Origin of the sequence: Pseudomonas sp., assembly GCF_049645325.1 — a bacterium.
Classification (GTDB): Bacteria; Pseudomonadota; Gammaproteobacteria; order Pseudomonadales; family Pseudomonadaceae; genus Aquipseudomonas.
The window spans coordinates 1-9,722 of sequence record NZ_JBARTQ010000508.1 but is presented as its reverse complement, the minus strand read 5'-3'; the positions used below and the strand labels follow the sequence as shown (position 1 = coordinate 9,722).

Here is a 9,722-nt window from a genome sequence, read left to right as displayed (position 1 = left end):
TTTCGCGAGCAAGCCCGCTCCCACAGAGGTTGTATTTCACTTCAGGATTGTTTAGCCAAAGGTGAAGGCATACGCCGCCACGCTCGGGTCGAGAAATTCGATGCTGAAGGTGCGGTCCTGCACGGCGCCCGGCTGGCGAACCAGTTGGTACAAGCGCTGCTCGGTCACTGTGCCGCTGCCATCGGGTGCCACGTCAGTACCGTGGGCATCGCCCGGTGCCTGGCCGTCGATGCTGACTTTGAAGCGCACCGGCTTGCCGTCCGCGCCAGGGCCCAGCACCAGGTGCAGGTCACGGGCGTGGAAGCGGTAGACGATACGCCCGCCCGCCTTGTCGAGGGTAGCTTGCTGGCCGCCGACGTTCCATTGGCCTTCCAGGGTCCAGTTGTTCAGGGCCAGCTTGCCGGCCGCCGGGTAAGTCGCCACTTTGTCGGTGGCCAGGCTGCCGGTGGTGACGAAGTTTTCTGCACGCTGGAAGCCCAGGTAGGTTTCCGGCGACTGCACTTCGTTGGTGTCCGGCGCTTGCTGCACACCCTTGGCATCGGCCTCGATCAAACCGCCGGCCACGTTGGTCGCGCCGGCTTCACGCAGCAGTTGCTGGATCACCCGTTCCGACTCGGCATAGTCACCTTCGCCGAAGTGGTGATAACGGATCTGGCCCTTGGCATCGGCGAAGTAATGCGCCGGCCAGTATTGGTTGTTGAAGGCGCGCCAGATCTTGTAGTTGTTGTCAATGGCCACCGGGTACGTGATGCCCAGGTCCTTCATGGCCTTGGTGACGTTGCTCACGTCGCGTTCAAAGGCGAATTCCGGGGCGTGCACGCCAATCACCACCAGGCCCTGGTCGTGGTACTTCTCGGCCCAGGCTTTCACGTACGGCAAAGTGCGCAGGCAGTTGATGCAGGAGTAGGTCCAGAAATCCACCAGCACGACTTTGCCTTTGAGCGCTTCGGCGGTCAGCGGCGGGCTGTTGAGCCATTGCACGGCGCCATCCAGCGCCGGCAAGGCGCCTTCGACCGGCAGTGCATCGCTGTGGTTGGCAGCCGCCATCATCGCGCCACCGGCCATCATTGCGCCGCCCTTCTGTTCCGGCTTGGCGCTCAGCGTGTCCACCAGGCTTTGTTCCAGGCCGCCAGTGGACGCCGTCGACAAGCGCGACAGCACGCCAGTGTCCAGGCCCAGGGCGATCGCAGCGACACCGGCCAGCATCAACGCACCCAAGCCACGGCGCAGCCATTCACCGGCGCCGAGGGATTTTTTCATGAAACCAAAGACTTTACCGCCGACCAGCAGTGCCAAGGCCAGGGAGGTGGCAGCACCGGCGGCGTAGGCCAGCAACAGCAAGGTAGTGCCGACGCTGGCGCCCTGCAGCGCGGCGCCGGTCAGCACCAAGCCGAGAATCGGCCCGGCGCAAGGCGCCCACAGCAAACCGGTGGCCACGCCGATCAGGAACGAAGCGCCCGGACGGGGTTTGGCATCGGCCCCGGCGGCTTCCGACAGGCGACTGCCGGCGGCGACCAGCGGACGCGTCAGGCGCTCCGACAGTTGCGGCAGCAGCAGCGTGAGTCCGAACAGGGCAACGCACAGCAACGCGAGCCAACGCCCGTACTGATTGACTTGCACCACCCAACCGCCGCCCACCGCCGCCAGCGAGGCCACCAGGGCGAACGTCACCGCCATCCCCGCTAACAGCGGCAAGCCACTGCGCATAAACGGCTGCCCGGTGCGAGCGAAGACAAAAGGCAGAACAGGCAGGATGCACGGGCTGACAATTGTCAGCACGCCGCCCAGATACGCGAGAACCAGAAGCCACATGGGATTGACCCTTATCAGTATAAAAAGACATCGGCTTAAGCCGTCGTGAACGTCATGGCGGCGCCATTCATGCAATAGCGCAGGCCGGTAGGTGCTGGGCCGTCGTCGAACACGTGCCCTTGGTGCCCGCCGCAACGGCGGCAGTGAATTTCCTTGCGCACCACGCCGTAGGACGTGTCGGTGTGGCTGGCCACCGCGTTGTCCAGCGGCTGCCAGAAACTCGGCCACCCGGTGTGGCTGTCGAACTTGGTGGTCGAGGAAAACAAGGGCAACGCGCAACCGGCGCAGGCAAACGTGCCGGCGCGGTGTTCTTCATTGAGTTGGCTGCTGTACGGGCGTTCGGTGCCCTCCTCGCGCAGCACGGAAAATTGCTCGGCCGTCAGCAGGCTGCGCCATTCGGCCTCGGTGTGGCTGACCTCAAAGGTCTCGGCGGCCTCGACCACGCTGATCATGTTGATTTGTTTCAGCAGGCCACCGGCCAGGACGGCGACACCCAGGCCACCACCGGCCAGCAGCATTTGTCGACGTGAGTACATGGTGTTCTCCTCAATGAGCAATGAGGCCATCCTGCGCGTTTGGCGGTCGCGAAATCCTCACGCAGAGTTAAACAATTCGTGATAACTACACTGTGGCAAAACCCGCACAATGCGCGCACTACAAGCGAAGGTTTCTTACATGGATCAGCCCAAACGTGTCCTGGTGGTCGAGGACGATGCCCACATTGCCGACTTGATTTGCCTGCACCTGCGTGACGAACAGTTCGAGGTGGTGCACAGCGCCGACGGCAACGAAGGCCTGCGCCTGCTGGAGCAAGGCGGTTGGGACGCGCTGATCCTTGACCTGATGCTGCCCGGCGTCGATGGCCTGGAGATCTGTCGTCGGGCCCGGGCCATGACGCGCTACACGCCGATCATCATCACCAGCGCGCGCTCCAGCGAGTTGCACCGCATTCTCGGCTTGGAACTGGGCGCCGACGACTACCTGGCCAAGCCGTTCTCGATGCCGGAGCTGGTGGCGCGGGTCAAGGCGCTGCTGCGCCGGGTCGATGCCATGGCACGCAACCTGAAAATGGACGCCGGCAGCCTCGACCTCGGCCAGTTGTTCATCAACCCGCTGACCCGCGATGCCACCCTGCAAGGCCAGCGCCTGGACCTCACGCCGCGCGAGTTCGACTTGCTGTACTTCTTTGCCCGCCAGCCGGGCACGGTCTTTTCACGCATGGACCTGCTCAACGCCGTGTGGGGCTACAGCCACGAAGGCTATGAACACACGGTAAACACCCACATCAACCGCCTGCGCGCCAAGGTCGAAGCCGACCCGGCCAACCCGGCGCGCATTCTCACGGTGTGGGGCCGCGGCTACAAATTTGCCGAGAACCCGCCATGAAACTGACCCTGACCCAACGCCTGTCAGTGGTGTTCGCGGTATTGCTGGTGATCTGCAGCGGTACCTCGGCTTGGCTGCAGGTGCGCTCCAACCGCATGCACGAACTGGAAGTGGTGCAAGGCCTGTCCCGTGACCTGGCCGCGCACATTGCCCGCGACACCCAATTGATGGACGCCGATGGCCTCAAGCCCGATGCGGTGCGCAACCTGTTCAGCCAATTGATGCTGGTGAACCCGAGCGTCGAGGTGTATTTGCTCGACATCGATGGGCGTGTGGTCGGCAATGCCGCCCCAAGCGGGCATTTACTGCGTGATCACGTCGACCTCGCGCCGGTCCGGCGTTTTCTCAGCGGCGCCATGCTGCCGATCCTCGGCGATGACCCGCGCAGCGTCGATGGGCGCAAAGTGTTCAGCGCCTCGCCGCTCAAAGCCAACGGCCAGCAAACCGGCTTCCTGTACGTGGTTTTGTTGGGTGAAGCCCACGACGTGTACGACGCCAAGGACGCCACGGGCATGGCGCTGAAAATCGCCTTGTGGTCCATCGGCCTGGTCGCGCTGCTGTGCCTGATGGCCGGCTTGATCGCATTTGCCTGGATCACCCGGCCCTTGCGCCAGCTGACCGACAAAGTCGGCCAGTTCGACATCAATGGCGCGCCGAAACCTGCACAGGCGCCCGCGCCCGAGCTCGACAGCAGCGATGAAATCGCCGTGCTCGACCACGCCTTCGTGCAGATGGAAAACCGCCTGGGCGAGCAATGGCGCGCCATCACCCACCAGGACCAGGAACGGCGCGAAATGGTCGCGAATATTTCCCACGACCTGCGCACGCCCCTGGCGTCGTTGCATGGCTACCTGGAAACCCTGTCCCTGAAGGACGCCAGCCTCAGCCCCGAAGAGCGCCGGCGCTACCTCGGCATCGCCCTCGACCAGAGCCGCAAGGTCGGCGGCCTGGCCCAGTCACTGCTGGAGCTGGTGCGCCTGGAGCACGGTTTTGTGCAGCCGGTGATCGAAGGCTTCTCGCTGCCGGACCTGGTGCAAGACATCTTCCAGAAATTTGAGCTAACCGCCGAAGCCCGCGCCATCACCCTCACCGCGACCCTGCCGCCGCAGGTGCCGACGGTGTTGGCCGACCTCGGCTTGATCGAACGGGTACTGACCAACCTGCTGGACAACGCCTTGCGCCATACGCCCGTCAACGGCGAGGTCGAGGTGATCCTCTCACCGACCGCGAATGGCGTGGCCGTCACCGTCAGCGACAGCGGCCCGGGCATTGATGAGGAATTGCACGAAGGCCTGTTCCTGCGCGCCTTCACCATTGGCGGCGCGCGCCGCGACGGCGGCCTGGGCCTGCGTATCGTGCACCGTATCCTGCAACTGCACGGGCGCAGCATCCAGTTGGTCGACCGCCCCGGCCATGGCGCAACGTTTACGTTCTCCCTAGAAACCCGAGCATCCGTGCGTTGACCTCTTGCGCCTGCTCGTTCTGGACCCAGTGACCACAGTTGGCCAATACGTGTTGCTCCAACTGCGGCACTGAGTCGGGCATGCGCTTGATCGTGTGGGCTTCAAACACGCCGACCGGGTCACGGTCGCCAATCAGGAACAGCGTGGGCTGCAGCACCTGTTGGCCAGCCAGGCATTCGGTGCGTTGCCAGTTGCGTTCAAAATTGCGGTACCAGTTCAGCGGGCCGCGAAAGCCGTGCTCTGCGAACGTCTGCACATACACATCAAGGTCCGCCTGACTGCACCACGCCGGCAACGCGCCCGGCGTAGAAACACCGTCAAACAAGCGGGCGTTGGGCGCTTTCTTTTGCAGGAACACGTCCTGATCCTGCATGAACAGGCGCAGCGTGCGCTCGATATCGGCGTTCAATTCTGGTTCGGCCACGCCGGGTTCCTGAAAATACAGGATGTAATTGAACCGGTCGGCGTACAGCTCGCGCATGATTTCGATCACCGGCCTGCGGGCGCGCCCGGCGAACGGCACAGACAGCGTAATCAAGCGCGTGACGCGCTCAGGCTCCAGCAACGCCAGGTGCCAGGCCACCACCGCGCCCCAGTCATGGCCGACCATCACCACCTGCTTCTGGTTGAAGTGGTCCATGGCCTGCTGGATATCCGCGCACAACGTCAGCACATCATAGGCAGCGACTTCGTGCGGGGCGCTCGATTGGCCGTAGCCGCGCATTTCGGGGGCGAACACGCGATAGCCCGCGGCCACAAGGGCGGGAATCTGCTCGCGCCAGGAGTGCCAGCACTCCGGAAACCCGTGCAACAGCCAGACCGGCTGGCCGTGTTCGGGGCCGGCGATGTGGACGCATAGCTCGATGCCGTTGACGGCGATTGTTTGTTCGGTCAGGACGCTCATGAGGCTGGCCTTTCTGAAGGTTTTGCGCAGCGTGCAGCATTGCTTGCGCTGGAACCAGCATCATTGATGGCGAGAATGACTCAATCCAGCGCCCACCATCGCGGCAGCAACTGCCGCACGCGGGCCTCGCCAAAGCGGTCATCAATCAACATCACCACGCCTTCGTCCTGCTGGCTGCGGATCACTCGCCCAGCCGCCTGCACCACTTTCTGAAGGCCGGGGTACAGGTAGGTGTAGTCGTAACCCGAGCCGAAGATGGCGCCCATGCGCGCTTTCATTTGTTCATTGATGGGGTTGAGCTGCGGCAACCCCAAGGTGGCGATAAACGCCCCGATCAGGCGCGCGCCCGGCAAATCGATGCCTTCGCCAAACGCGCCGCCCAGCACGGCAAAGCCGATGCCCTGGCTGTGCTGGGTGAATTGATCCAGAAAGGCTTGGCGTTCGGCTTCGGCCATCCCGCGCGATTGCAACCACAGCGCCACCTGGGGGTGCCGCTCAGCCATCAACTGGGCCACCTGTTGCAGGTAATCAAAGCTGCTGAAAAACGCCAGGTAGTTGCCGGGCCGTCGCGCAAACTGCTCGGCGAGCAACGCCACAATGGGCTCCAGCGAGGCTTGGCGATGCACATAACGCGTGGAGATTTCATCGACAATGCGCACGTGCAACTGCTCGGCCTTGAACGGCGATTCCACGTCGATCCACGCCGTGTCCGTCGGCAGCCCGAGCAAGTCGGCGTAGTAATGACGCGGGCTCAGGGTCGCGGAAAACAGCACGCTGCTACGGGCGGCAGTGAGCCTGGGCCGGATGAACTCGGCGGGCACCACGTTGCGCAGGCACAAGGTGGAAGCACTGCGCCGGGCGCCAAACTCGCGCTTGCTGATGTCGAAGATGAAGTGCTCGTTGAACAGCTCGGCCACTTTGGCAAATTGCAGGGCGTCGAAATAGAAGGCTTGCAGGTCGCCACTCAGGGCGTCGGGATGGTCATTGAAGTAATCACCCAGCGCGCTGATGCACAGGCTCAGGGCCTGGAGCAATTTGTCGGGTTTAGTCGCATAAGCCTGGTACGGCGCGAGCTGGTCCTTGTGCAGGGCGTTCCACTCGCGATTGAGGCGTTGCAGGGGTTTCTTCAGCGGCTCGGGCGCGGTGTCGCGCAGGGTCTTGAGGCGGTATTGGTCGAGGCTCGCGCTGTACATCGAACGGGCGCGCTCCACCAGGTTGTGCGCCTCGTCCACCAGCACGGCGGCGCGCCACTGGTTCAGTTGGGCGAGGCCGAACAGCATGGCGCCAAAGTCGAAATAGTAGTTGTAGTCGGCGACCACCAGGTCGGTCCAGCGCGCCATTTCCTGGCTCAGGTAATACGGGCAGACCTCATGGGCCAGGGCCACCTCGCGCAGGTTGCGCTGGTCGAGCAGGCGTACATTGGCGGCGGCGCTGCGGGCGGCGGGCAGACGGTCGTAAAAGCCCTTGGCCAACGGGCAGGAGTCGCCGTGACAGGCTTTGTCGAGGTGTTCGCAGGCCTTGTCCCGTGCCACCAGTTCGAGCACGCGCAGCGGCAAGTCGGGACGGCTGTCGTAGAGCACCTGGGCGGCGTCGAGCGCCAGCTTGCGACCCGGCGTCTTGGCGGTGAGGAAAAACACTTTGTCCAACTGCTGCGGCGCCAGCGCCTTGAGCAGTGGAAAAATCGTGCCGACGGTTTTGCCAATGCCCGTGGGGGCCTGCGCCATCAGGCAGCGACCGGTGCTGACGGCCTTGTACACCGACTCGGCCAACGCGCGCTGGCCGTGACGAAATTCGGCATGCGGAAACGCCAGGGTTTGCGCGGCGCTGTTGCGTGCGTCGCGGTGCTGCATTTCCCGCTGGGCCCAGCCCAGAAACAACGCGCATTGTTCGTTGAAGAATTGCTCCAGCTCCACCGCCTGGAAACGCTGGTTCAGCAGGGTTTCCCCCTCGCCGACGATGTCGAAGTAGACCAGGGCCAAGTCAATGTCGCCGAGCCCGAGCTTCTGGCACATCAGCCAGCCGTACACCTTGACCTGAGCCCAATGCAGCTGGCGGTGGTTGGCGGGCTGGGCGTCGAGGTCGCCGCGATAGGTTTTGACTTCTTCCAGGCGATTGCTGTCGGGGTCATAGCCGTCCGCCCTGCCCCGCACCTTGAGCAGCTGGTACTCACCTTCCAGGGCCACTTCGTTCTGGTAATGCGCGCTGCGCCGGGAGGCCACGGTGCGATGGCCAACGATGCCTTCCTGGGCGCTGGGTGATGGCGTAAAGCGCAGGTCGAGGTCGCCCACCTTGGCCGTGAACTCGCACAGCGCCCGCACGGCGACGCTGTAGCTCAAGCGGATTCTGCCCAGCGCACGTAACAGACCGTGACCGGCATCTGGTATTCACCGCAGAACTCCAGCCAGCGCAGCTGGTTGTCTTGCAGGCGGTCGCCAGGGCCCTTGACCTCGATCATGCGGTAGGTTTTCTGCGCGGGCCAGAACTGGATCAGGTCCGGCATGCCGGCGCGGTTGGCGCGAATATCCAGCAGCAGCCGCTCAAACCAATACCCCAGGTGTTCGGCGGGCAAACACGTCAGGGCTTGTTCCAGCAGCTCTTCACTGAGCAGGTTCCAGAACACGAACGGCGACTGAATGCCCCATTTGTCCACGTAGCGTTGGCGGATTGTGGCCTTGTAGCGTTCGTCCTGCAGTTGCTCGAAGCACGCGGCGAACAACGCCGCCCGGCGCGCGTGGAAATCTTCGCTGTGCAGGTCCACCGGCCCGCGCTGGAACGGGTGGAAAAACGAGCCGGGCAATGGCGCGAAAATCGCCTCCCAGCACAGCAGGCCAAACAGTGAGTTGATCAAGCCGTTTTCGACGTAATGCACCGGCGCATCCGGCTCACTCAGGTGCGCCTGCACGCAATATTCCACCGACATCAGCGGCTCGGGCACCGACAACGCCAAGTCCAGGCGCGTGACCTCGCGTGGCTTGACCTTGGGCAGCGCCGGCTCACCGAGTTTGCGTCGCAAGCGTGGCAACACCCGCAGCAGATGTTGCTGCTCGGCGGCGCTTTGCGGGGCCTGTTGCGCGGCGCACGCCAAGGCCATGGCTTGCACGTAGTCTTCCTGGCGTTCCAGCACGCGGATCAGCCGTGAACGCGCGCCGGGGTAGCTGCACTGGCGGTAAATCTGCTGCGCCAGGTCCAATTGCGCCGTGCGTTCGCAATACTGGCCGACCTGGAACAACACCTTGGCGCGGCGTTTTTCCAGCCAGGGGTTGTCGGTGTGCAGCTCGGCGATTTGCGCCAGCACCTCCTCCAATGCCTCGCCCGCTTCAAACGCCTGCTGGCAGTGGTGCAGGAACAGAAAACCGCGCACGTCCTCGCGGTTGCGCAAACCGCGCGATTCGGCGCAGAACTCGACCTTTTCGTAGGTGTAGATACCGAGGTCAGCCAACACGAACTCCGACCAGTCCTGGTACAGGTTGCCGAAAAACATCAGCCGCAGGCGATCACACAGGTCCATCACGGTCAGGCTGTAGAGCGCATCGCCCAGGTCCGGGCACCACTGGGCAAAGCTGCGGCTTTCGGTGAACTGCGCCGCCAGCGCTTCCAGCCAGTCAGCCTTTTTGGCCTTGGGCTGATCAATCCAGGGGTTGAAGGCACCCAGGACTTCGCCTTTTTGCAGCAGCGCGAACAGTTCCTCGAACGACAACAGGCCTCTGTCGTCAATCCAGCCGTGCGCCACCAACGGCAACGCGGCCGAGTGGGTGCAACCGATCTCCAGGTAATTGAGCTTGCTCGCACGAAAATGCGCGCCCTTGCGCATGACCATGCGCACCAGCAAGGCCTGGGATGCCTGCGGCAACCTGTCAAATTGCTGAATAAACTGCAATTCGTCCGGGTCGAGCAAATCGGCATAGCGCTGCCCCAGCCACAGCAGCACTTGGCGGAAGTTATGCAGGTAATACAAGGGGTCGTCGAGGGGATTGGCCATGTCACGCGCTGATCAAATACTGGTTATGCATACAGATTGCCGTCGCACACACGTTGTTGCAATCGGTAATAGATAAATGGCGTACGCAACTTTTCGTATAAAAGTGATCAGATAGCTCAGTTGATGACGTAACATTTACGGCCCGCAGCCCCTGGCGCGGGACTTTTAAGGGTTAAGG

Annotated in this window: 7 protein-coding genes; 2 read left to right on the top strand and 5 right to left on the bottom strand. The window is 63.1% G+C overall.

Annotation, left to right across the window (positions count from 1 at the left end):
- Positions 1–51: 51 nt before the first annotated feature.
- Both WBB95_RS21595 and msrB read right to left on the bottom strand, forming a co-directional pair.
- Positions 52–1,812 (bottom strand): cytochrome c biogenesis protein DipZ, encoded by a 1,761-nt coding sequence (locus WBB95_RS21595; protein ID WP_424489421.1) that lies wholly within the window; start codon positions 1,810–1,812, stop codon positions 52–54.
- A gap of 35 nt (positions 1,813–1,847) precedes the next feature.
- Positions 1,848–2,348 carry a peptide-methionine (R)-S-oxide reductase MsrB gene (msrB, locus tag WBB95_RS21590; RefSeq protein WP_424489420.1) on the bottom strand — a complete coding sequence of 167 codons (501 nt, stop codon included), beginning with the start codon at positions 2,346–2,348 and terminating at the stop codon, positions 1,848–1,850.
- 139 nt (positions 2,349–2,487) lie between these two features.
- Here msrB and WBB95_RS21585 point away from each other — a divergent pair, with 139 nt between their 5' ends.
- Together WBB95_RS21585 and WBB95_RS21580 are read left to right on the top strand one after the other, a co-directional pair.
- Positions 2,488–3,198: a response regulator transcription factor gene (locus WBB95_RS21585; protein WP_424489419.1), complete on the top strand. Its 711-nt coding sequence runs from the start codon at positions 2,488–2,490 to the stop codon at positions 3,196–3,198.
- A complete protein-coding gene (locus WBB95_RS21580) occupies positions 3,195–4,661 on the top strand; it encodes a sensor histidine kinase (RefSeq protein ID WP_424489418.1) in 1,467 nt (488 codons plus the stop codon). Before WBB95_RS21585 ends, WBB95_RS21580 begins: the two co-directional genes overlap by 4 nt.
- Here WBB95_RS21580 and WBB95_RS21575 read toward each other — a convergent pair.
- The 3 genes from WBB95_RS21575 to WBB95_RS21565 all read right to left on the bottom strand — a co-directional run bounded on the left by WBB95_RS21575 (position 4,624) and on the right by WBB95_RS21565 (position 9,544).
- The gene (locus WBB95_RS21575; protein WP_424489417.1) at positions 4,624–5,565 is read right to left on the bottom strand and encodes an alpha/beta fold hydrolase; all 942 of its coding nucleotides are present in this window, start codon (positions 5,563–5,565) and stop codon (positions 4,624–4,626) included. The genes WBB95_RS21580 and WBB95_RS21575 overlap by 38 nt on opposite strands.
- A gap of 80 nt (positions 5,566–5,645) precedes the next feature.
- On the bottom strand, positions 5,646–7,901 hold the full coding sequence (locus WBB95_RS21570; RefSeq protein ID WP_424489416.1) for an ATP-dependent DNA helicase: 2,256 nt from the start codon (positions 7,899–7,901) through the stop codon (positions 5,646–5,648).
- Positions 7,898–9,544: a VRR-NUC domain-containing protein gene (locus WBB95_RS21565; RefSeq protein ID WP_424489415.1), complete on the bottom strand. Its 1,647-nt coding sequence runs from the start codon at positions 9,542–9,544 to the stop codon at positions 7,898–7,900. The genes WBB95_RS21570 and WBB95_RS21565 overlap by 4 nt, the downstream gene beginning before the upstream one ends.
- Between the last annotated feature and the right edge of the window lie 178 nt (positions 9,545–9,722).